This window comes from Peribacillus sp. SIMBA_075, from assembly GCF_046534585.1.
In genome coordinates this window covers 19,145-43,727 of sequence record NZ_JAWRYN010000043.1, presented here as the reverse complement: position 1 = coordinate 43,727, position 24,583 = coordinate 19,145, and the positions used below count along the sequence as shown (strand labels likewise).

At 37.9% G+C, this 24,583-nt stretch carries 14 protein-coding genes and 4 pseudogenes; 5 read left to right on the top strand and 13 right to left on the bottom strand.

Going from position 1 to position 24,583, the window contains the following annotated elements; all coding sequences use genetic code 11:
• The first annotated feature begins 390 nt into the window (after positions 1-390).
• Positions 391-969, top strand: a complete 579-nt coding sequence (locus tag SB775_RS22420; protein WP_375166292.1) for a 2OG-Fe(II) oxygenase — start codon at positions 391-393, stop codon at positions 967-969.
• A 520-nt stretch (positions 970-1,489) separates the two neighbouring features.
• On the opposite strand, the gene SB775_RS22415 is transcribed toward SB775_RS22420, so the two are convergent.
• The 4 genes from SB775_RS22415 to SB775_RS22400 form a co-directional block, all read right to left on the bottom strand.
• A complete protein-coding gene (locus tag SB775_RS22415; RefSeq protein WP_410863400.1) occupies positions 1,490-2,800 on the bottom strand; it encodes a vWA domain-containing protein in 1,311 nt (436 codons plus the stop codon).
• A 96-nt stretch (positions 2,801-2,896) separates the two neighbouring features.
• Positions 2,897-3,292 carry a hypothetical protein gene (locus SB775_RS22410; protein WP_089364865.1) on the bottom strand — a complete coding sequence of 132 codons (396 nt, stop codon included), beginning with the start codon at positions 3,290-3,292 and terminating at the stop codon, positions 2,897-2,899.
• 578 nt (positions 3,293-3,870) lie between these two features.
• On the bottom strand, positions 3,871-4,479 hold the full coding sequence (locus SB775_RS22405; protein WP_410863398.1) for a pentapeptide repeat-containing protein: 609 nt from the start codon (positions 4,477-4,479) through the stop codon (positions 3,871-3,873).
• Between the two features lie 20 nt (positions 4,480-4,499).
• On the bottom strand, positions 4,500-6,635 hold the full coding sequence (locus SB775_RS22400; RefSeq protein WP_410863396.1) for a PrsW family glutamic-type intramembrane protease: 2,136 nt from the start codon (positions 6,633-6,635) through the stop codon (positions 4,500-4,502).
• Between the two features lie 789 nt (positions 6,636-7,424).
• Here SB775_RS22400 and SB775_RS22395 point away from each other — a divergent pair.
• Positions 7,425-7,797: pseudogene (locus tag SB775_RS22395) on the top strand (IS3 family transposase); the annotation flags it as partial.
• An 85-nt stretch (positions 7,798-7,882) separates the two neighbouring features.
• On the opposite strand, the gene SB775_RS22390 reads toward SB775_RS22395, so the two are convergent.
• On the bottom strand, positions 7,883-9,613 hold the full coding sequence (locus tag SB775_RS22390; RefSeq protein WP_410863395.1) for a phospho-sugar mutase: 1,731 nt from the start codon (positions 9,611-9,613) through the stop codon (positions 7,883-7,885).
• A gap of 103 nt (positions 9,614-9,716) precedes the next feature.
• Here SB775_RS22390 and SB775_RS22385 point away from each other — a divergent pair.
• A pseudogene (locus SB775_RS22385) lies at positions 9,717-10,176 on the top strand (IS1595 family transposase); the annotation flags it as partial.
• A 349-nt stretch (positions 10,177-10,525) separates the two neighbouring features.
• Here SB775_RS22385 and SB775_RS22380 read toward each other — a convergent pair.
• The 5 genes from SB775_RS22380 to galU form a co-directional block, all read right to left on the bottom strand.
• On the bottom strand, positions 10,526-11,530 hold the full coding sequence (locus SB775_RS22380; protein WP_410863394.1) for an NAD-dependent epimerase: 1,005 nt from the start codon (positions 11,528-11,530) through the stop codon (positions 10,526-10,528).
• 420 nt (positions 11,531-11,950) lie between these two features.
• The gene (locus SB775_RS22375; RefSeq protein WP_410863393.1) at positions 11,951-13,132 is read right to left on the bottom strand and encodes a hypothetical protein; all 1,182 of its coding nucleotides are present in this window, start codon (positions 13,130-13,132) and stop codon (positions 11,951-11,953) included.
• Positions 13,105-14,592 carry a glycosyltransferase gene (locus SB775_RS22370; protein ID WP_410863391.1) on the bottom strand — a complete coding sequence of 496 codons (1,488 nt, stop codon included), beginning with the start codon at positions 14,590-14,592 and terminating at the stop codon, positions 13,105-13,107. The genes SB775_RS22375 and SB775_RS22370 overlap by 28 nt, the downstream gene beginning before the upstream one ends.
• 334 nt (positions 14,593-14,926) lie before the next feature.
• Positions 14,927-16,246, bottom strand: a complete 1,320-nt coding sequence (locus tag SB775_RS22365; protein WP_410863389.1) for a UDP-glucose dehydrogenase family protein — start codon at positions 16,244-16,246, stop codon at positions 14,927-14,929.
• Between the two features lies 1 nt (position 16,247).
• Positions 16,248-17,153, bottom strand: a complete 906-nt coding sequence (galU, locus tag SB775_RS22360) for a UTP--glucose-1-phosphate uridylyltransferase GalU (RefSeq protein WP_410863387.1) — start codon at positions 17,151-17,153, stop codon at positions 16,248-16,250.
• A 986-nt stretch (positions 17,154-18,139) separates the two neighbouring features.
• On the opposite strand from galU, the pseudogene SB775_RS22355 reads away from it, so the two are divergent.
• Together SB775_RS22355 and SB775_RS22350 are read left to right on the top strand one after the other, a co-directional pair.
• A pseudogene (locus SB775_RS22355) lies at positions 18,140-18,428 on the top strand (integrase core domain-containing protein); the annotation flags it as partial.
• A gap of 425 nt (positions 18,429-18,853) precedes the next feature.
• Positions 18,854-19,475: pseudogene (locus SB775_RS22350) on the top strand (2OG-Fe(II) oxygenase).
• A gap of 554 nt (positions 19,476-20,029) precedes the next feature.
• Here the strand turns inward: SB775_RS22350 and SB775_RS22345 are convergent.
• From SB775_RS22345 to SB775_RS22335, 3 genes are all read right to left on the bottom strand, one after another.
• Positions 20,030-21,304 carry an IS110 family RNA-guided transposase gene (locus tag SB775_RS22345; protein ID WP_410863386.1) on the bottom strand — a complete coding sequence of 425 codons (1,275 nt, stop codon included), beginning with the start codon at positions 21,302-21,304 and terminating at the stop codon, positions 20,030-20,032.
• 496 nt (positions 21,305-21,800) lie between these two features.
• A complete protein-coding gene (locus SB775_RS22340) occupies positions 21,801-22,373 on the bottom strand; it encodes a hypothetical protein (RefSeq protein ID WP_410863403.1) in 573 nt (190 codons plus the stop codon).
• Between the two features lie 718 nt (positions 22,374-23,091).
• Positions 23,092-24,522 carry a PQQ-dependent sugar dehydrogenase gene (locus SB775_RS22335; protein WP_410863384.1) on the bottom strand — a complete coding sequence of 477 codons (1,431 nt, stop codon included), beginning with the start codon at positions 24,520-24,522 and terminating at the stop codon, positions 23,092-23,094.
• Positions 24,523-24,583 lie beyond the last annotated feature (61 nt).

The window sequence follows — 24,583 nt, the reverse complement described above, 5'->3', positions numbered from 1 at the left end:
AGCGAGCATCTGGAGGGGAAATCAACCACAACTCACTACCTGGTAAATAGCAACAAAGTATGTGAAAACAGCCTTATAAAAAAACATCGATCATTTTTGCCTTCCTTAATCAACTAAACCAGCTAATAGGAAGTCAATATCTTTCTCTAAAATAAAAAACAACGTATGGTGAGTTCGCTCAAAGGGGGATCATCACAAACAAAATGTCCATTGACGAAGCAAGACATGGTTATCCCATGATATAATTATCATAGAAAACCGCTTACAGAAATGAAATTAAAAATCAGAAAATTCATTCTCTTGAGGAGACGATGAAAGTTGACAGTGGACAATAAAAATTCAATAAGTAAAGAACAAACTATTTTTAATCATATTGGAAATAAAATCAAAATGGAAGATAGAGAAATTAATATAATTGCTAAATTAGAAGAACCTCTTCTGGTGGTTTTAGGAAATGTATTGAGTGACGAAGAATGTGATGAACTTATTAGACTGTCAAAAGACAAAATGCATCGTTCTAAAATTGGAGTTACACCCGAGGTAAATGAGATAAGAACTAGTAGTAGTATGTTTTTTCAAGAAAATGAAAATGACATCATTTCCAAAATTGAAAAAAGAATATCGTCTATCATGAATATACCCATTGAACATGGGGATGGTATTCAAATTCTTAAATATATTCCAGGTCAAGAGTATAAAGCTCATTTTGATTTTTTTACATCTGCAAGTAAAGCAACAAAAAACAATAGAATCAGCACAATCGTCATGTACCTAAATGATGTAGAGCATGGAGGAGAAACTTTTTTTCCTAAACTGAATTTTTCAGTATCACCTCAAAAAGGAATGGCAGTGTATTTTGAATATTTCTATAACGATCAAAACCTTAACGACCTGACTTTACATGGTGGAGCTCCAGTTATTACTGGAGAAAAATGGGTTGCAACACAATGGATGAGAAGGAAAAAATAGTCTCCAAATGTCAGATGGTTTAAAAATGATAGATGTAATTCACTTCCTGCTCCCACATAACTGTCTCCTTCAAACCTTTATATCTGTATTAATGGATGAAGAATGAAGTTCGAGAAAAAACAGAAAATAGACATCTTTTTTTCTCATCGAGTTCCTTAATGAACTAATACACCTATTAGTTCATAAGGGATTTTCCTGATAAAATATGGCCACAAGGTGAAATCAAATAAATGACCAATAGCCTAATTAAGACTTGCCCATGGACCTTTCAAAACTTCGTCTTACCTCTTCTGCTATTAAATGCTTTAAGGCATTTCAAAGTAAGCTCCCTCCAGTGAAATGTTTGTTTGGCAATCCGGATATCCAAGTTCTTGAATTAGGAATACAGCTTAAGATTTAACTTTTTAGTGTCCAAAATATTGACTCAAATCCAGTTACCCCTTAAAAAAGGTTGATTGATTTAGTGTTAACAATCCAACATTGATCCTCCATGATCGTGTCATTCCGCCGCAGCCGTTAATTATTTTTTCTTATTCGTCAGATCATCGATATTCTTATCCCCTTCATCCTTGATATCGTCATAAACCTGATTTCCACTATTAGTGACTTCGTCATACAAACGCCTCCCGGTATTACGAGCATAATCCCATGCGAAATTCTTACGATCAGTAATCTGTTTCCAGACCTCACCGTGAGGGATAGCATTTCCATATTTAATTTCTAGATACTTAAGGGCTGCTAGCAGATTATAATATTCTTTGTTCACTAGAATTTGCATATCTGTTTCTGTATTATTAATAGCTCCCTGCTTCTGTTCTTTTTGTGTATTTGCCTGTCCTTCTCCTTTTTCTTTCCACATCGTCCACTCGCCTTGTAATTTGGCATACGCATTATTGAGATAATTCTTTAGTGATTCGTCATTATCTACAGAAGTGAACTCTCCACCACCAGATGTAGCAACTTGTCGAAGCAATTTCTGTCCTTCGTTATCCACATTAAAGCCAATAATATTTACAACTGTTTTCACTTTGGATTGGTTGAGTTCTTTGGCAATCTGCACTGGATTACCTCCACATGTTTCAATTCCATCACTAACTACATATACGACCGAATCGGTTGTCTCCGGATTAATATCTTGTTTTACAGATTTCAGAGCATTAGCAATTGGCGTCCATCCGGCTGGTTTTATATCTTGAAGTACCGTTTTTATTTGATTTGTCTGCTCACCTTGACCATGAAAGATTTCTTCTGTACTGTTACAGGATACTTTTTTATCTTTATGACTTCCTGTTCCTTTATGTCCATAAACCCGCAAAGATACCTCTGCATTTTTTGGTAATTTATCTAAGAAGATTTGAATAGCTTCTTTGGCAGAGTCCATTTTTGATTTGCCATTGATCTGCGCTTTCATGCTGCCACTGGCATCAAGTAGGATCGAAATGTGTAACTTCTTACTTGTGGGTAATGTGATTTTACCATTAGGTCGCTCATTATTCACTTTAACTTCTGTTTCAAAATTATTGAAAGTGGTCACATAAGGTCGATAATCTTCAGCTAATAGGAGGAGGAGTTCTTCCTTATATTGATCAGCTGTCAAATCACTTGATAATTGATCCAGAGCTTCCTGAACCTTCTGTTCATCATAGTTAGAACCAGCATAACGTCCTGGAGGTTTCATTAATATTTGTTCATCTGTTAAGGAAGTCTGATGTTTACTTTGATCTGAATCTGATGGGTCCTGAATGTTTGAAATATTCTTTTCCGGTTCATTACTACAACCAGCAAGGAATAAGGCTAACGTTACCAATATTAAGATAGACCTTCGAATCATCAACTCGCCTCCGATTAATAATCTTCTTATATAATCAAATTATTATCTACCAAGCCAAAGTTCATTTGATAACCACGGCTTCTGAGAATATACATGTTAATCAGGCTGATACGAGCAGACTAAATTTGCCGATTTCCATTCGTATTGAAGCTTCAATTCGTTTCCTCTGCGGTTGACGACCATAATGAATGGCTCCGCTTTGGGCTCGTGCAATATAACCCGAATATCGTTTCCTTCTTTCTCGTATTCCCCGAACCATATTTGGGTAAAATTTCCCGTTGTTTCATGAACGGATAAAGGTTCCCTATCGGTAGTAGGATTTTCAAAAAATTTCATCCCGGAAAAGCAAGCTGTCGATTGGGAACCGGCGACAAGTTTCCAGTCCCCCTCTAGTTTCAACTCTGCGGTTTCCGTTTTTTTTGCATCATTGCAACCAACCAGCAAGGAAACGGCAAATAGTACAGCAATCGTTCCTACAACTGTACTTTTCATAAATAGCCCTCCACCCTTCACTGCATATTAATCTCATTGAGCAATGAAGTAATTATTATGAAAACCTCTATATTGGAAATATGGTGCAGTGTATTGTTGGCGTAACTTTTATGAGCGATTATGGTATTGCATAACCCGATATAAACGACCACACCCTCGCGCCGAAACGCGTTGGGGCAACATAAGTTTGTGATATCACAGCTTTCCTATAAATACAACTACGTCTTTACATGCATGGGGTATTTTTCCTTAGGCCCTTCTACTCTTTCAAATAATTTGGCATGCTGTTCCTCTAGGTGTCGATGCGCCCACTCATAATTGAGCAAGTTCGGCAAGAATACTTGGTAAATCTTGCTCTTCATCAAAACCTGACGAAAAAAGATCTACCTAGGATGGCAGTATCCAAAATTCTTTGAAAAAGGATTCCGTAGCAACTGAAAGAAAGAAGGGTTTTTCAAAATCGTTTTGTGGATCAAGGATCATTACACTAATAGCCAACTGTTATTCAACTCCGAAGACCGCACTGAAAGCTACTGTTTTGATTTAACGGTATTGTCTCGATCAATAACGCCTAAAAGTTATTCTTTGATTTCATTATTGAGCCACTGTCTACCTTCTTCTCCTTTAAGAATTATAGGGTGTTCTGGAGTACCTATATTAACACTTTTAATGAAAGCCTCCTCTAGTCCTCGAATCCCCCCTAACTTAGCCCCCTTTAGTAATACCCCTTCAAACGTAGATAATCTTACATCAGCATTCAGTAATGACGCTTCACGAAAATCTGCCTCATCAAAAAGACCACCTACTAAATTTGCGTTTGATAAATCAGCTTTAACAAAAACTGTCTCAATGCATTCACTATCAGCAAATCTTGAGGCTTTAATATTTGCATTTGTAAAATCTGCATATGAAACGTTAGACTTACAAAAATCTGAACCTTCTAAATTAGCGAATTTAAAAGTTGATGAACATAATAAAGATGAAGACATATCTTTAAGATTTAAGTTCATACCATCAAAAAGACAAGCTGTAAGGTATGCTTGATCTAACGGATATTTTGATAAATCTAAATTTCGGAAGTCTATTTCATCTAAGCCGAGTTTTTCACCTTTCTTACCAATGGTCTCTATCCAAAGGCGGTGTGATTCAAGTTGAACAATAATTTCCTCAACATTTAATATTGTCATGCCCTTCATACCCTCCTAAACTATGGATACCAAATAATTCTATCAGCTATTTCTGCTTCTTTTATTGCCTCTTTTAACTGATCAATATGTTCAGGAATTAGTTTTCTCGTATCCACTATTACATTGTAGTTTTTATCAAGTTCCTTATTGATCCCTTTCATTCCATTATTTACTGTAAAGGCTCCCTTTTTCGGTGATGTATGCCCATTTGGATAAGATTGAAAGCTTTTAACATCCCATTTTACACCATTAGTTGTGTCAATAAATTCTGCTCCACCATCAGCCTGAGGATCTCGAATTATTCTACCTAGTTTGCCCTGTTTCTCCAATTCCAAGCCTATCTCTCTTTCTTTCACACCCTGATCTCTAATTTTACCTCCATGTGAAGGATCACCTGCTAAATCATCCAATTCCTTTTGATTTCTACCACCAGTATACTCCGTTCCCTCATCAGCTTTATCCTTATTCGGCGTATCGTCATCCGGCTTCTTGGGATCGTCCGTATGCTTGCCAGGGCTTTCGCCGTCACTTTTCGGAGGTTTCGGTTTAATCGGAACGTCGACATCCGGCTTCTGGGACCCAAGCTTATCCAAAAGCTTGCGCACATAGCGGTGCCCTTTCTTCCCAACCCATCTTAGTGCACTGCCGAACGGGATTCGGCTTAGTACAATGCCGAGCGCGACGGAAAACGCATTTTCGGGAGTCAGCAACTTCTTCGGATCGCGGATATAACCGGCAGTCTCATGTCCGCTCCCGGCGATTCCCGCCCCCGTCATCGCGATGCCAAAAGCCGGCCAGAATCCGACGAACAGCAATGACAAGGCAAGGGCACCAAGCACTATCACCCCTTGTTCATACCAATCCAACCCATCCCACCAATTTTGCAGCGAATCGAACATGCAGGCGAAACATGCCGTTTCCCCACCGCCCGCATGAGCCCCGATGCCTGCGAACAGACCGGCCACAAGCAGAATCATCGCGAGTCCGGTTAGCGCCTGGTAAAGAGCCTTTACCCGAGCCTGGACAGGCTCCTGTCTACCGGCGGCTTCTTCATTTCCATAAAGTAAATGATATCCAAGCTCCCTGCGCTCCCGGTAAAAGCCTAGCCAATATATGAATTTCCCCCGGTCCAGACAAAAAGAGCGGATCATATTCCACAGCTCGGTAAACGGATTAAGAAGCGGCTCGTTCGGCAGCAACGGAAGGCAGTTCCGTATTTTGTTCAGTGACCAGTAATCGGCAATGAGCGATGCGGCCAGCATCAGCAGGAAGGCCGGCTGAGTTTTATAACCGCTGCCGGTCCACTCATGAAGCCGGAACACCCAACCCGGCAGCTTGTGTTGGCCGTTATAAGCCGCGTGATCCAAGATGGACCACAGCAAAAGGATTGCCGGGAACAGAAAAACCCATTTCGTCAGTCTTGTTCGAAGCCGATAAGCAATTCCGCACGCAAGTGTGATCATGGCTGTATGTACGGGATGACCGACGGTCATTAGCGTCGGGAACAGACTTTCTTCGAAACGCCCGGGAAACAGTGAGAATATATCCCAATGGATCGTTTCGCCGCCCAGCATTGTAAAGCTATAGCCAAACTTTTTCTCAAGAATGCCGGAACTTAGCCACCTTCGGGAAAGCTCCTCCATCAGTTGGAAGCCGACACCGGTTGCCGCCCCGATGAGCGTGAAATCGCTTAAACTCAAGGCGGAAGCTCGACGTGAGAAAAACAGAAATATACCTAGAGGAAGGAGCTTCCACAATTCTTCGAAAATTGGCGTGATAACGGCAATGGACCAAGTGTCGGAAGTTTTTCCGCCGAAAAACGCATGGAGAGCATTGACCGTAAGCGTCGTGAACGGTACGACAAGGAAAACACCTAACAGAACGAACAGAACAACTTGCTTCCACGGCATCGTTTTGCTTCGGCACAGAAACCAAAATTGCAGCAGCACATAAAACGACCACAAATATTGAATCATCATGGTACGCGATTCTTTAACGAAAAACAAGCTCAACACAAACGCAAGCAAAGACAGCCAGGAAAAAATCGCATACGCCGTTTTAATAAACGGATATTTCGCAATCCATGATTGGCAAGTTCGATAGATGGCCTCAAGGAAATCCCGAATTTCGGTTCGAATGGACCAGAGCGTATTCACTACGGTCGCCTCCTTTGTAAGCCTACCTCGTGCGAACGGGACGTCTCCCTTGACGACGGTCCGGCCATGAGTAAATAAATGAATACATGAAAACGATGGTCACCGATCGATCGGAGGTTTATAGAGTAATACCCGCAACAAGTACTTACCTATTTATCGCGGGATACTAGTAATATAGACGTTTTTTGCAAAATATGGAAAATGTGTTGGTCGCAAATCTGGGTATTTTTGCACGAAGCCCAGAAAAGGTAAAATCGCTGCTATTGAAAGAAGAAAAATGCCGATTGCCGCATTAAGGAGAAAGCATCCTTCAAATCGCCTTCAAAATAATGGGGCCGCGAAAATAAATAAAAATAACGTGCCCGTTGCAAGTATAAATCCAATCAGACTTGTAATCACAAGCCATCTTTCCCTTCAAATAATTTGGTAGATGGTCGTACAACATCATTTCAATCAGGTTGCATAGGATTTGACATGAAAAATCTCCTTCTTTCCTCACCTCTTATTTATTTGATTAACCTATATTTTTATATTCGAAATTACTAAAAAGATACCTCTAAATTGAGTTTTATTAACAAACCTGTTCTTTATCTTAATAAAATGTTTTAAAAGCATCTAAATTTGCACATACATTTATTCAACTAAATGAATCGTCCACACTTATCTGGACAGAAGTTTTAAGGACAGATACACTTAACTCACTACGATAAGGGTGTACTCAAAATGACCAAGCGAAAACGCCGTACGTTCACTACTGAATTTAAACAACAGATCATTGAACACTACCAAAAACGGAACAAAGATAAATACTCGGTATCAGCAATGTGTGGCGTCCTGGAGCTTTCACGTAGCACCTAATACTAGGAAGCAAATGCCATTTTAGAAATTTTTGATAAAAACCGTAAGGCGTACGGAACACGTAAGATTAAGGTTGAATAAAAGAAAAGGCATTACGGTCTCCAGAAGGCGAATTGGCCGTATCATGAAAGAACAGGGGCTTATTTTTCTCTTTTATAGTTGCTCAGTCTAAACCGCAAAAGACCTCATGCAACGAATCAGGCCAGGCTAACGAATTAAATCGGGAATTTCTACAAGAAGAAGGGAAAAAATAGTGGTCAGTGATTTAACATATGTCAAAGTCAAAAATAACTGGCATTACATGATAAACAAAAAAGGGTCCGCATTTCTCTACATAATGAATGCTGACCCTAGTTTTTTAAGAAGATCCTCTGAATGGGAGTCCTTCTTTAAAGCATTTTATTGAAACTTCTCATAAAGTCTTTCATAACGGTGGATAATTTCCCTTTCGCTTCCTTCATCGAGCTTCCTTTAACACCGAAATAAAATTTAATTTTAGGTTCTGTTCCGGAAGGTCGTAAACATACCCATGTGCCATCTTCAAGAAAATATTTTAATACGTTCGATTTTGGGAGCTTGATGGCCTCTTCCCTATTTGATGCAAACATGTATTTTTTCCTGCTGAGATAATCCTCTTGAACCACTACTTGAAGACCACAGATTTGATCTGGTGGATTTTCACGGAATTCATTGAGAATCGCTTCAATTTGTCTGGCACCTTCAATTCCTTTTAAAGTCAACGATTGCAAATCTTCCAGGTAATATCCATATCTATCGAAAACATCCAGTAAACCTTCGTACATCGTTTTGCCTTGCTTTTTATAATAGGCACAAACTTCCACTGCCAGAATAGTAGCCTGTATGGCATCCTTATCTCGAGCAAAATCTTTGATTAGATATCCATAGCTTTCTTCATAGCCAAACAGGAAAGAGTGTTCCCCACTTGTGTGGTATTCATTGATTTTTTCAGCAATGAATTTAAATCCAGTTAAAACATCTACGGCTTTTAAACCATTTTGTTCAGAAATCGCCCTTCCTATTTCTGAAGTCACGATGGTCTTTAATACGACTCCATTTTCAGGAAGAGTCCCTTTCTTTTGTTTTTGTGAAATTAAATAATCCAAAAAGAGAGCGCCTGTTTGGTTGCCTGTTAATACGACATAATCTCCAGCATTATTTTTTACGCTAATTCCGATTCTATCCGCATCCGGATCGGTGGCAATCAATAAATCAGCGTCGACGCGGTTTCCAAGCGCAATGGCCAATTCAAAAGCAGCATGCTCCTCTGGATTAGGCACTTTAACAGTAGGAAAGTTAGCATCGGGCATTTCCTGTTCTTTAACAATATGGACATTTCGATATCCTAGATCATGCAAAGCACGTTTTACTGATTTATTCGCTGTACCATGAAGCGGTGTAAAAACGAGCTTTACATCGATTTCATCTGCTAACTTTGGATTTTCCGGAATAGTGAGCAAATGCTCATTATAAGCAATATCCAGCTCCTCCCCGATGATTTGAATGAGTCCTTTGTCCTTTAGGATTTCTTCTTCCTCAACTACAATGGAAAGCTCACTTTCAATCGCGTTCACGAAATTAATGACTTGATCCGCCGCTTCAGGAGGTAGCTGTGCCCCGTCTGATCCGTACACTTTATACCCATTATATTCAGGCGGATTATGGCTTGCTGTAATGACGATACCGGCAAATGCACCCAGCTTACGTACGGAAAAAGAGAGCTGTGGGGTAGGCCGCAATTCATCAAATAAATAAGCTTTAATTCCCTTTGTTGCCAAAGTCCTGGCTGCTTCCAATGCAAATTCGGGAGACTTATGTCTTGAATCGTAAGCAATTACGACTCCTCCGGATTTTGCCTCGTTTCCAAACAATTGAATATACTCAGCAAGTCCTACAGTCGCTTTTCGCACGGTATAAATGTTCATCCTATTAGTACCTGGACCAATTTCCCCTCGCATACCACCGGTTCCGAATTCCAAATTTTTATAAAAGGCGTCTTCAATTACTATTTCATCATCCTTCATTTCTTCAAGCAATAAACGCATTTCATGGTTTAAATTGGGGTAACTTGTCCAAACGGCATACAAATTCTTCCATTTCATTAAAATACAGCTCCTTCCAACTTTGCTTTTTGGGGAATTTCTTTACTCTTTGATCTTAGTACACATTGTAGGCGATCAATTGAGTATGAAATCTAAAAGCCGTCACGAACAAGTTTGTGTATTAGTGGCACGTGGCCGAACGAAAAATATTTTTGTTGGGTTGCTTGGTTGTGGTCGTATTACGAAAAAGCAATTAGATAAAGTGATTGGTGATAAATTAAACCCTTCAACAGTGTTATGAACAGATGCTTGGCGGGCATTCAAAACTTATGCGAGTGATAAAGGGTTTACGCACTATCGTTTTAAAACAGGTGCAGAACGAGCAAAAGGCATTTCATATCCAAAACGTAAATAACTATCACCAACGCTTAAAACAATGGATAATGCGATTCAAGGGTGTTGCAACAAAATATTTGCAACACTATTTGGGTTGGTTTAATTTCTTGGATACACTTGCTTTTGATACAGATGAACGTAGTATTCGCACGTTTGCGGTGGAAAGTTACTTACACCCAATAAACGAAACAAACGCAACGATTCCATTAAGAAAAATGATAGCATAACAATGCTTTCGCAAATATTTGTAGAGTATTAGCTATAATGAAATAAATAAGCTGTCTTAGCTAAGAAAAGGGAAGGTGTTTTTGAAAAGTTGACTATTTTCAGGAGGAATTGATTTATGGATTTTTTATAAGCATTATAAAGATGATAAAGAAGGTTTTCAACGTTATTGAAACTTGACCTATGCCGAATTATTTTTTCTCAAGGCCTGACGCCATTACCTCATCTTTTGTTATCATTATCATGTTGAGTGTTTGAAATTTTTTAAACTTACTGACTGAAGCAGAGATTCCATCATGATTTTTATCTACTAAAATCCCACTCAGGAAAAATTCACTGCTTCTTTTTTCCTTATTTAATGTACTTTTTGTACCAATTTACAAAATGAGTTAAACCTTCTTCTATCGTTGTTGAAGGACAGAACCCCACATCAGCATGCAAATCGGCAATATCTGCATATGTCTCCTTAACATCTCCCGGTTGCATCGGTAAGAATTCTATTTTTGCCTTTTTTTCAATTAGTTTCTCTAATGTGATAATGAAATCCATTAATTTTATGGGCTTATTGTTACCGATATTATAAATTTTGTATGGTGCATAGCTTGAACTTGGATCGGGGTGAGCTCGATCCCATCCAGTATTATAAACCGGTGGTTTATTAAGTAATCGGATTATTCCTTCAACAATATCATCAATATAAGTAAAGTCTCTTCTCATATCTCCATTATTAAAAACCTTTATTGTTTTCTCTTCAATAATATTTTTAGTAAAAGAGTAATAAGCCATATCAGGTCTCCCCCATGGACCATACACCGTAAAGAAACGGAGTCCTGTGGTTGGAATATTATATAAATGACTATAAGTATGAGCCATTAATTCATTAGACTTTTTAGTGGCAGCATATAAACTTACTGGATGATCTACTGGGTCTTTGGTTGAGAAGGGGATATTTGTATTTGCTCCATATACAGAACTGGAAGATGCATAAATTAAGTGCTTTACATTATTTTGTCGACAGACCTCTAAGATATTTACAAATCCAACCAGGTTGGAATTAACATAAGAATCCGGGTTCTCTATGCTATAACGTACTCCAGCCTGAGCGGCTAAGTTAATGACTATATCAATGGTTCTGTCTTTAAATAATTGATTTAATTTTTCTTTATTAGACAAATCCAATTTGTGGAATTCAAAATCAGGGTTTTCTTTTAATATCTTGAGTCGATTATTTTTTAAAATAACATCATAATAATCATTAATATTGTCTACTCCTATAACATTGATATCTAGGGTTAACAAACGTTTTGTTAAATGGAAACCAATGAATCCTGCAGCCCCTGTTACTAAAATGTTCATAACATTAATTCCAATCCTTTCTATATACAATAGGATTTTGACAACTTTCCGGAACACTGTGTAAGCATTATTTATATATTTAAACTTTTGACCCTTTAGAGCAACAGAACAAAGTTCATTATGACGGATATAAAGAGGAAGCAAACTCAACATCTTCATTGTGAAGAGACTTAGTTTTATTCGTAATTCACGATTGACATGATATCCTCTTTCGCTTTAAGTCTTATGAGTTTTTCACTCTTATACCCGCTATGATTAAGCATTTACGATTGAAGTTTAAGTGAAAACGATTTTGGAAACCGTTGAAAGCAAAATCACCATAGGTTTTGATATGCTCCTTTTTTGTGATATAAAACCTCAACAAAATAGGCGAAATACCTTTTTACCTTTTTTCGTTAAGTTCCAGTTACATAACTATGACTATACAAGAGTATTATCATTTTCAGTTAATGGGATTGGCGTTTTTGTCCATTCAGCATACGTACCAGGATCTATCGCCTTCACTTGTTCCAAAAAAGAATCTAAAAAATTTCTTTCACGCAGGTCTTTAAATAACTCGAGAGGCCTTTTTTGTTCACGTGAAAAAGAGTACACATGGTCGACTAATTTAAAACCATTCTTGGTTATGATAATATGCCGTAATGGGGCATCAATTTGTTTGAAACCTGATTTTTCCATTGTTTTTAATATATAGAGTAATCGTCTTGTTATGTCCTCAGAAAGTACAGATTGTTTTTTAAGAAACGTATTTAAATCTGGTCCTACTAGATATTCCATTAAAATATAATTTGGTCCTGTTTCAAAGACTTTCGGGATAAAAGGCAAGTCTTGACTTGATAAAAGAACCATTTTTTCCTGTTTTGCATGTTCAGTTTTCCCGTAAAGTTTAACGCATCTGTCTTCAGACACTCGATAAACAGCACCTTGATGCCCTTTTCCAATGAGTGTTTGTGTTATAGCGCTATCCACTTTTACTTCATTACCTGACCCTCCAGAGAGGACGGGAATGTTTCTAAAGTCCAAACTATTTTGATTGAAGTAATCCTCCCACTCATTGTAGGTGTCCGGTTCAAGCTTTTTCACTTGGGCTAAGAACGATTCCTTTAAAAGGATCATTTTTAAATCTCTTAATAATTTTAATGGTACAGGGTGCATCCTTTTAAAGGAGTTTGTATGGTCAATCACCTTAAGTTCCTCGTCACCAACGACAAAAATATGACGTAGGGGGGCATCTATCATGGTGAATTTTGCTTGTTTTAATTCTTTTAATATATAGAGAAGTTTCTTTACTATAGAATCAGGGATATACGTGCATTTTCTCAGATATTCTTTTAAGGTTGGCGCATTAAAATATTCCATGACTATATAGTTTGGTCCTGTTTCATACACCAATGGCATAAAGGGTAGATGTTTTCCAGCTTTAAGAGCTTCTTCCTCCATTTCCGCTTGTACTGGGTCTGAATAGATTTTTACACATTTATCTTCTGAAAGTTTAAATACTGCTCCTTGAACCCCCATTCCTATCAGCGAATAGGTAGTGGGATTGTGAATTTCCAAAGATTTTTCACCTTTGGTTACAGTAATGGTTTTAAAATCCTCCATGATTTCCTCCTAACTGCTCTAAGGGCTTTTTTAATTTTTTCGGCTTTTTGAGCCTTTTTTTCTTTTTTACGAGATTCTATTTTTTCATCTTTAGCCTTCTCTTTAATTTTAGCTTTTTTGTCATTTTTATTAGATGCTACAAGTACATCTATGACTTTATCTTTAGTCTGCTGTTGTAGCTGCTGTAGCTGTTGTAGCTGCTGTAGCTGCTGTAGCTGTTGTAGCTGTTGTAGCTGTTGTAGCTGTTGCATATAAATAAGGGCATTTCTGGCTAAATCGACTTTTTTTCTAGGCGCAATTGTTTCGCCATCATACTTGCCATGCTGTTGAGGCTGTGGAGTCTCCTTAAGGATTTTTTTAACTATTTGGCGAGGTGTTACTGAATATTGTTTACCTACTTTATAAGGGGCTACAAGTTCATCATAAAATTCAGCTTGTTGTTGAAGCTGATGGACGAGGTTAAAGTTTTGTTCGACTTTTTGACGAGCCGATACTGTATATGTTTCCCATATCTCTCTGTTAGTTAGCATGAATTCAAGAGCATCTGCCAGTTCATCTACATTGTTTTCTTGTACTAAAACCCCCTCTTTGTTATGAGTGATTAATTCAGGGATGCCGGCATGATTGGTCGAAATCACTGGTACCCCAATCGCCATAGCTTCTTTTAATGTATTAGGTATACCTTCTACATCTCCATTGGCAGCTTCTAAGCTCGCGGCGCAGAATATATCCGCATTGGTCATTTGTTCTCGTACTTGATCTTTAGGGAGATGATTCAATAAACGAAAAGAGTCACCTAAATTAAGTTGATTTGCCAATGAAATGAGATATTCTTCAAGCTCCCCCTTTCCGATAATAGACAGGGTTGCATTTGGAAATTTATCTCTGATTTTTTGAAAAGCTTGCATTAAGATGTGATGTCCTTTTTTTTCCACCAACCTACCGATGGATAAAATGTTTTGAGAGCCCCCTTTATGTGGGGTACGGTAATTGAATTCGTTAAGGTCTACGCCCCCATAGAGCACTCTGATTTTTTCTGAAGGACAACCCCAAGCAATCAACCTATCCGCCAAGTACTGACAAACTGGAAAAAAACGCTCACCTCGATCAAATAGCTTTTTCATGTTATCTAGATAGCCAATGGGCTGATTAGCTAGGGTTGCATCCCTGCCTCTTATACTTGTTACCAACGGGAGGTTTGTTTCCTCTTTAAAAGGAAGTAATAACATCCCTAATTGACCATGGTGAGCATGTAAGAGGGAGATATTATTTCTTTTCATATATTCTTTCGGTGAGAAAATTTCATTGAGATAATGAACTTTCTCATTCAAAAGGGAAAGATCTATCATATCCTTTGGTTGTCGTACCATATGGATATAATCATAATCAGGAACTTCTCTAATCTGTGATATATATTGGGTCGGGTCGACTCTTAAATTCAAATGCATAACTGTGTGCAAATAAATGATCTCCTTTCATGCATAGTAAGCAAATTTTCCTGGACCTTTTCAAGTATATTATGCAGGACTCTTTAGGTACGCATGGACTAATAACATACAGTAAGGCTAAATGGCATAGAGTATGCGTTTGCCTAATACAAAGGGTGGATTGAAATAAATGCCATGACTCAAGATTATTTGCAAACAATGGGTCGATGAAGATATTTCTTCCATTTAAAGAAATATAAAAAAGCACCCAAGAACTATCAAAGGTGCTGTATTTCCAGTTTGAACTTAATATATGCCTTTAAAGAATCATGTTCGGGTTAATGAAGTGTTAGAAAATGTTTTCGCTTTATGTCATACCAATAACAATTGCTGGTCTTCCTATTGGGTAATATTCAATTTTCTTGCACGCTCTGATTCGGTCTTCTTCAAGACAATTTCTGCCATCAAAAATAATCGGTTGTCTCATTGTATTCATCAATGTCTCCAGGTCTAATTGTCTAAACTCATTCCATTCGGTAACAATAAATACAGCATCCGCATCCAATGTCGCTTCGCGGACTGAGCTGGCAAATCTAATTGTATCCCCTAATATCTTCTTCGCATTATCTATTGCCACCGGATCATAAGCTACCACTTCTGCTCCAAGTTTGGTTAATGAACGCGCAATTTTGATTGATGGCGCTTCCCTCATATCGTCTGTCTCTGGCTTGAAAGCAAGACCAAGCATTGCAACCTTTTTCCCTTTTAAATCCCCCAAGCGATTTATCGCTTTCGTTACAAGGATTTCCTGCTGAAAATCATTAATCGCTACTGTTTCTTTTAACAGGGAAAAATGTACTCCATTTAACTTGGCAGTATGAAGCAACGCTTTAACATCCTTTGGAAAACAAGATCCACCATAACCAATACCGGGCTGTAAAAAAGCTTCTCCAATCCTTTTATCTTTTCCCATTCCCTTTGCTACATCTTTAACATCTGCACCTACTGCTCCGCATAAATTGGCAACTTCATTGATAAAGCTAATCTTAGTCGCCAAAAAGGCATTTGAAGCATACTTTATCATTTCCGCACTTCTAATACTTGTTAGTATAAATGGTACATTTAACGGACGATACATTTCTTGGACTTTCTTAGCCGCCTCATCATTTTCAGAACCGATGATGATTCTATCTGCTTTCATCGTATCCATAACGGCTGATCCTTGTCTTAAAAATTCAGGATTAGAAACCATATTAAAGGTGACCTTTTCGTTACAAAGTTCTTCCATAATTTTTTTAATAAAATCATTCGTACCAACTGGCACAGTACTCTTTATAACAACTACTGAACTCTGCACTAGGTTCGCAGCAATATCCTTCGCGGCTTGCACAATATACGATAAATCTGCTCCCCCATCCTCCATTTGCGGTGTACCTACTGCAATGATAATAATCTCGGCACCATTTAGCGCCTCTCGATGAGATGTTGTAAACAGCAGTCTGCCCGCTGCGGCATTTTGAGCAAGCAAATTCTCCAGACCCGGTTCATATATTGGAGAAACCCCTTGACGTAAACTTTTAATTTTCTGTTCATCTGTATCGATACAAATGACACTATGCCCTATTTCGGACAAACAAACACCAGTGGACAGCCCGACATAACCTGTACCCAAAACGGCTATTTTCATATTATTCAAGCTCTCTCTTTTTAATCTGAAGGTTTTCTTTCTTAATTACATCCCTTAAATAGGAAAGTACTTCATCTCTTATATCATCCCTGCGTAAAGCAAAGTCGATTGTTGCTTTAATGAATCCAACTTTATCACCAATATCATATCGGTCTCCCTCAAAGTTATATGCTAATACGGCCTGCTGCTTATTTAGCTCATTTATGGCATCAGTAAGTTGTAATTCATTAACATGTCCAACCGGAATCTTTGATAGTGTTTCAAAAATCTCAGGTCTAAAAACATAACGCCCCATTATCGCATATCTGGAAGGAGCCTCTTCCCTTTTCGGTTTTTCCACCAAAGAATCGATATGAAAAAGGTTAGGCTCAATCATTGTACCTTTTGGCTTAATAATTCCATATTTAATGACATCCTTTTCCGGTACATTCTGAACAGCTACGACGGAACTGTTGCAATACTCAAAAACACTGATGATTTGTTGCAAACAGGGTGTTTTAGACATAACGATGTCATCCCCTAACAAAACAGCAAAAGGTTCATTTCCAATGAAGTTTTTAGCACAGAGAATTGCATGTCCTAGCCCCATCGGTTCCTTTTGGCGGACATAATAGATATTTGCCAAACTAGATATTTTCTGAACTTCCTCTAAAATATCTAGCTGATTTTTTCTTAAAAGTGCATCTTCCAACTCATAGGATTTATCAAAATGATCCTCTATTGATCTTTTTCCTCTACCGATTATGATAATAATTTCCTCTATACCCGAAGCTACTGCTTCTTCAACAATATATTGAATCGTTGGTTTATCAACAATCGGCAGCATTTCCTTAGCCTGAGCTTTTGTTGCAGGCAAAAATCGGGTCCCAAGGCCTGCGGCCGGAATAATGGCCTTTCGGATTTTCATAAGCTGCCTCCCTTTGTCATTCATTAATCCTTTATATGCAATAGGACAACTTCCGGTCTAGTTAGAAGCCCAATTAGTCCTTTTTTATTTAACGGGGACCAGTAGGCTATACATCCCAAACTGGCTGTGGCCGAGCGTCGCAACCTGTCGGTTAGTGCCAAATTAAAAACTCCATTACACTTTTTATGCAATGGAGTTACCATGGTTTTAGAGTAATGGTCGATATAATAAACCACTGTGTGAGCTTTTTCTCGGCTTTGTAGCCAAACGATTTCCTTTTTTCTTTCTTTGAAAAACTCCAGCTGTCAGAAATGAGAGCAACAATTTCTTTGATTAATATAATGGGTATCGCAAGTCCCGTTTTTAGTGAATAATTTATAAGCGGTTTTTAACTTTCCTTTCCCCTTTTAGTTTTCAAATAAAAAAGAAGGGGCTTTCTTGAACTATCCCCCTGATAACAGACACACATAAAAAAGTGTCCCTTTTCCGGGGTCTTTTAAGTTTCAATAGATGTACTGAGTATGGACGGAGGGTTTCTATGAGTAAGAATATATATACTGAATTTCAGATTAAAAAACTTGAAAAGAATCCAAATATCATAAGTACTTCCGAGCGACAATTTCCTATAGTCCGGAATTTAAAACAAAAGCTGTTAAGGAATATAAAAAGGGGAAATTCCCCTCTCAAATTTTCATATAACATGGATTTAATCTCGAAATAATTGGTAAGGAACAAACCTAAGTTGTCTACAGCGCTGGCGTGATACCTTTGAAAGGTTTGGTGAGGAAGGCTTCCTTATGGAACGCCGTGGAAAAGGAAGTACAGGACGCCCTTATTCCAAGCCACAGTCTGTAGAGGATCAACTTAGGAAGATGTGGCTACAAAAGAAATAGTTACATATCATTTATCCACGCCATTACGTTTATGAAACTTTAAACAAGCTAAGGCAGGCTGTGAATCACGAGTTTGATCGGAATGCAATCCTGCATTATGACCAAGGCTTCCATTACACCCTATCCGCTATTTCAAAACAAAGTGAAGGAACTTGGGCTAACCCAATCCATGTCCCCCAAGGGAAACTGTTGGGATAATGCGCCAATGGAAAGTTTCTTTGGCAACTTTAAGGATTTGGCAGAATATAAAATTTGTAGTAATTTAACGGATAAGAAGGAAGAAGTTGATCGAGTTATTGAAGATTATAATAATCATCGTTATCAATGGGGGCTAAAGAAAATGGCCCCGGTACAATACCGGGACCACATATTAGCCGCTTAGGCGCTTTATTATACTGTCCGTAAAATGGGGCACAGTTCATCTCAGCCTTTTCTTCTTTATTCAGTTTCATCTTAATTTGTATTACTACTACTGCTAATTGCTATTAACATTGCAATCTGCGCCTTTTTATCTAAATCTAAATCAAGTGTATGATTATGCTAAAAGCCAATTTTAATTGGAGGGGTTGTGGTTGTGAAATCTTCGTTATTTCATATAAGATTTTATTTGAAGTTTGATCTTGTTGTTTAATTAACTGATTCTGAAGTTGAATCTGAAGTTCCTTCTGTTGTTATTCTTGGAGTTGGAGTTGGGCTTGAATATTTTCTAGTGGTTGTGAAATCTTCGTCATTTCGTGTAAGATTTTATTTAAAGTCTCATCTAGTTGTTTAATTAATTGATTCTGAAGCTGAACCTGAAATTCCTTTATAAGTAAAGAACAAACTATTTTTAATCATATTGGAAATAAAATCAAAACGGAAGACCGAGAAATTAATGTAATTGCTAGATTAGTTGAAGCACTAATTGTAATATTAGGGAATGTTTTGAGTCACGAAGAATTTGACGGGCTTATTAAATTGTCAAAAGACAGAATGAATCGTTCCAAAATTGGAGTTAAGCACGAAGTAAATGAGATAAGAACGGGCAGTAGTATGTTTTTTGAAGAAAATGAATATGACATCATTACCAAAATTGAAAAACGGATTTCAACAATCATGAATCTACCCCTGAACATGGAGATGGTATTCAAATTTTAAATATACTCCTGGGCAAGTATATAAGCTCATTTTGATTTTTTTACATCTTCAAGTATAGAAAAAAAATAATAGAATCAGGACAATCATCATGTACTTAAATGATGTAGAGCATGGGGGAGAAACTTTTTTTCCTAAACTGAATTTTTCAGTATCACCTCAAAAAAGAATGGCAGTGTATTTTGAATATTTCTATAACGATCAAAACCTTAACGACCTGACTTTACATGGTGGAGCTCCAGTTATTACTGGAGAAAAATGGGTTGCAACACAATGGATGAGAAGGAAAAAATAGTCTCCAAATGTCAGATGGTTTAAAAATGATAGATGTAATTCACTTCCTGCTCCCACATAACTGTCTCCTTCAAACCTTTATATCTGTTTTAATAGATGAAGAATGAAGTTCGAGAAAAAACAGAAAATAGACATCCTTTTTTCTCATCGAGTTCCTTAATGAACTCCCTCAGTTTAATAGATAATGCTCACGAATACTCGCTTATTCGCAGGATTTCATACCACATGGTATAGGTTGCTTTAGATGAACGAAAGAGATAGGACCGTTTTGATAAGATGAGGACAGATTGAAATAGGGGATCCATTAAAAATCCCATATTATTACATATGCTGCACGCATTTTCCACGCTGCCCTTGGAGGCTTTCCCTCCCATGTCTCAACGGGTCATAATCCTATGCCCTTTCATTCCTTCGTCATACCTATCCAAGGGGTGGAGGCCGGTTTTGCTAACGGAACGGGTCATTGCCCTTTTGTTCATTACATCCAGTACTTCGTGCTTTCTTTGAAATCCTACGAATAAGCCAACTTTCGTTAATAACAATGTGAATGTAAATTTACGCTGCTAGTTGTTCAAGAGGGAAGACCATTTCCGGTTTATAGGCAGAGCCATTACGAGCAATCCCTACTAGAACACGGGCAAGTTTTCCACATAGTTTCATGATGGATTTCATTTTCTTAATCTTCTTTACTTTAACATTGTTCGAGTGTAGGGCTTTAAACTCAGGGTTATTCATCACCAGACTCATGGTCGCAAGGAAAAGGTAACGCCGCAGGCGTGATCTTCCACGTTTGGAAAGAACAATTTGGCCTTTCCACTTCCCAGAGCTTGCTTCAGCTAGATGCAATCCTGCATGACGAAGGAGCGCATTCCCGTGAGCGAACCCACTTAGATCTCCAGCTTCTCCTAAGATGCCCGCTAGTGAAATCTCGCTGATTCCTTTAATGGCAAGTAATTGCTTAACGAATGGAATCTGTTCCAAGACGTTTGTGACTTCTTGCGTCACTCTTTCGAGTTGGGATGAAGCGAGATCATATTCCTCTAATAACTGTCCCAAGTGAAGTTTATACGCATCAAGGGCTTGTTTCGTACCAATTGAACGCTTGGCCAACGCAAGCAGGGAATGGGCTTTTTTATGCCCGGAATGTCGCTTCATACATGATTTCCACCCGGTTACGATATCTTGAGGCTGTAAGGAACATAATTCAGCTGGGGTAGGAAAGAGGCGTAGGGTTGCGATTGCCCCTTTACATGATACGTCTTTAAACACTTCCCGGAGCTCGGGAAAGACAACATCCACCCAGCGATTAATTTGGTTGATGGAGCTAACAAGACGCTTAACGATCACATCTCGGTTAGCCATAAGGACACGAAGTTTTTCAAATGATTCTGAAGTGGAACGAACGAAGGCATAGTAGCCATTCTTCACCATATCAGCGATGACAAGGGCATCTTTTTTATCACTTTTGGATTGCGTATTATCACGATTTTCTTTGTTTCTTTTGACATGGTGAGGATTGACCGTGACAACATCAATGTTTTGTTTGACTAGCCACTTTGAAAGGTTTATCCAATAATGACCGGTAGGTTCCATTCCGACTATCGTGGTGTCTAAGTTTTTCAAGTGTTTTAGTTCCTTGATCCAGTTTAGTAAGCTAGTAAAACCCTCTTCGTTATTTTGAAAAGACAAAGGTTTTCCGACCACAATGCCCCGATAGTTTACTGCACGGGCCACGTGTACGTGTTGGGCAATATCCACACCAACAACTAGATGTTGATCCGTAATTCTCTCAATTAGTTGATTTTGTTTGTTTTGCATTTTAAAATTCATAGTAGGGCTTCCTCCTTAAGATTTTGAGTTAGATTGGTCTCTATACTCGTATCTTACTGAGGGGCTCTATTTTTTTCAAACCTGATATTTAACGATCTACAGGAATGCTAATACACCTATTAGTTCATTAAGGATTTTCCTGATAAAATATGGCCACAAGGTGAAATCAAATAAATGACCAATAGCCTAATTAAGACTTGTCCATGGACCTTTCAAAACTTCGTCTTACTCTTCTGCTATTAAATGCTTTAAGGCATTTCAAAGTAAGCTCCATCCAGTGTAATGTTTGTTTGGCAATCCGGATATCCAAGTTCTTATTAGCTTAACTTTGCATTTCTTTTCACCATGCAGTTATGTTATGTATTTGCACACCACTTACCCAACAGGCAGTATGTAAAGGTGGAAAAGCATGAGGAACATCCGCTAGAGTTTCCACGCCCTTATACCCCAAACGTCCAAACTCAATTTATTCGTTCAAAAAGATTTTACTCAACTGTTAAGGCAATGCCCGAAACAATCTACTCATGAGTATTCTACAAAGTTCCGCGAAGAACCAGCAGTATAGAAAACTCAATATAAATATTATTGCAATAACCTTTGGATCCATAGTTTGATCAACAGTGGGGCCTAGCACTGGAAAACGAAATACATACAGAATCACCATGATACCCGTAAGTAGACATATTGCTGAAAAGGAAACAACCACAATTCTCCTCTTCAACTGTAAAAAGGCCACACCCATCGCAAGGCCTAATAAACCTGTTGTAAAGGGAAAGATAATTAGTTCACTCGGCTGAATAATAAATAAAAGGAAAATCGTAAGGGTATAAGAGAGGATTCCCTGGCGGATAGAAAAACAAGTAGCTAAAAAAATTGGTAATGTCGCCAGAAAACTAATTAGAAAGCCTATACCAGGCATAAAGCCCCCTGCTGATTGAAGCATAGTGGAAAATGTACTCAATAAGGCTGTAATAACTAACTTGGTTGCAAGGGTCATTTTTCTCACAGGAACATAGTTTGCAGCTGTCCCTATCATCGATTGATACCAATAACGAACAAACCGATTGATTAAACCCCCCCCCCAAAAAACAACCAATTTGTCACTTTCTATACTATTCATTACCTTTCGCTTTATGCTATATTTCCTGTTAGTAATCAATTGGAATGAGGATTGCCCCTCCATGGTTATTTAAAAAATTAAAGTATTTGCAAACGTCTACAACTCCAATTAAATTAACGGTTACGGATCGATGGGAAATGCTAATTGCAGATGCTAAAATTTCTTCTGGAAATGGTAAAGTATTTAGGCTTACTCCAAGCGGAACAAGAGTAATAGCTGAGGGTTCCCCCCACTTGCCAGTTTTTCACTTTTTTCACAAAGGTAATATCTATGTTGCACACCAGGGATTAATTATTATTGTAAGACCAGATGGTTCCAAGAAGGATATTAGTTCAGGATTTACCTAGATTGGAGATCATCAAAAAGCGGTGTTATCTTGGTCCCGATAAAAAAATTTATTTTTGGCAAGGAACAGCTACAAATTCCCGTGTTTCAAATGAGCAAGTTTGGACAGGCACATTCTCTCCCTTTTGTGTTCCTTCCTATTTTTCATTTTGGGGAACAATGAATTCCTTAAGTTGATGGGCATGGGTGTGCAAGGTATTTTTGAACAAACTTTATTACTAAACTACAATTAGCTCTATTTTGAAATTTTCTACTTTGTCTTTATTGTCACAAATACAGTTAATATATGATAAATACTCCAGCCGTCGATAGTTTTAATAAATCATGGAACAATTTCAAAAACAGTACCTTTGTTAAAATCAGTCGCTTTCATAGAGCCATAAACCCCTAAATATAGTCTGGTTTGATCCAGATTCGTTCCCAAACTAACATAATAAGCTGATTGCGTCCCAAAGTTATAATCAGTTTCAACAACACTAAAATCGTTTAGTTTACAATCTGAACTTACCCTGGTATAAGCTAAAACCCCTCTAACCGGAGGTCGAGATTCTTCCTTCCGGGCAAGATCGGTAAACACAACGCTTCCCGTTAAATTTGGGATTCTATTCCCCATATAGGCTTGCACTCCTGTAAGTGCAGTTCCTGCAAACTTATCGGGTCGAGGATCTTTATGAAAATAACTAGTTAAAGGCTGTAGACGCCTCACAGAAGTTTTTACTGTGTCATTGTAATAAGCAATCGTTTTCTCATTCAAAGTCGGATTTTCAGAACAGCCCTTTATAAACGAAGTAGGAAAAGCACCTTCCCACCCTCGCCAACCAAAGTTAATAAATCCATCTTGGTCAGGTTTAATTCTCATTAAAGAAGCTTGAATAAGCTGAGTAACCGGTATTGGTTTATAATTAACGAATGAAAAAATTGACTCTACCAAATCCTGTCCGACATTCCCCACATATTTGATATACTGATTATAAAACTTTTGAAATGAAATGCCTGTTATATTGCGAACCCCTTTTGCGATTACCGTAAGCGTTTCCTGAATAGGTGAGGGAAGTTCATTAAAACGTGTGACTACGGGTGGATCATCGATAAATGTATTCTTAACTACATCAATTTCAATTATTTTACCAGCTATCTCCATATCATCTTGACTTAAATTAAATGGATCATAGCCTGCTCCACCATCTCCAGTTGTTAAAATAAGTTTTCCGGTTTCAGGTGAAAAGTTTAAGCTATTGACACCATTATGATTAAAAAATGGTCTTCTTATGTTAAGTAATGTCCGTCGTTTTTGAGGTTGACCATTCGATTGTAAAATCCATTCTTCAACTGTATCAATATGATCATATTGAGTTTCTCTATTTATCCATTTTAGGTTTAAAGTACTGGGATCACACGGGTTAGGCATAAAATGTTCAGTAAGGGCCCCTGGACCTTGTGTTCCAGCTACTGAATAATGAAGATAAAACAAACCATTATAATAAAATTCCGGATGAAACGCTAGCCCTATTAATCCCCGTTCATCATATCCTCTACCTGAAACACCTTGTTCAGAACTACCTAATTTTAAGATTCGCGAGCGAATATCTAAAAAAATCCTAATAACTCCGTTTCCTATGTAAAAGATCTCTCCTACCTGAGTTGCAATAAATAATCTTTCAATTGAGTCACCCGGAAGAATAGTTGTTTTCAAAACGGTGGGTAAATTTATCTTACTTACAATGGGTCGTAAGCTAACCTTTTCTTTTATCAACTAACTTTACACCCCTTTTTATTGTTTTCTATTATAAGAATATGATTAGGGATGCTCTATT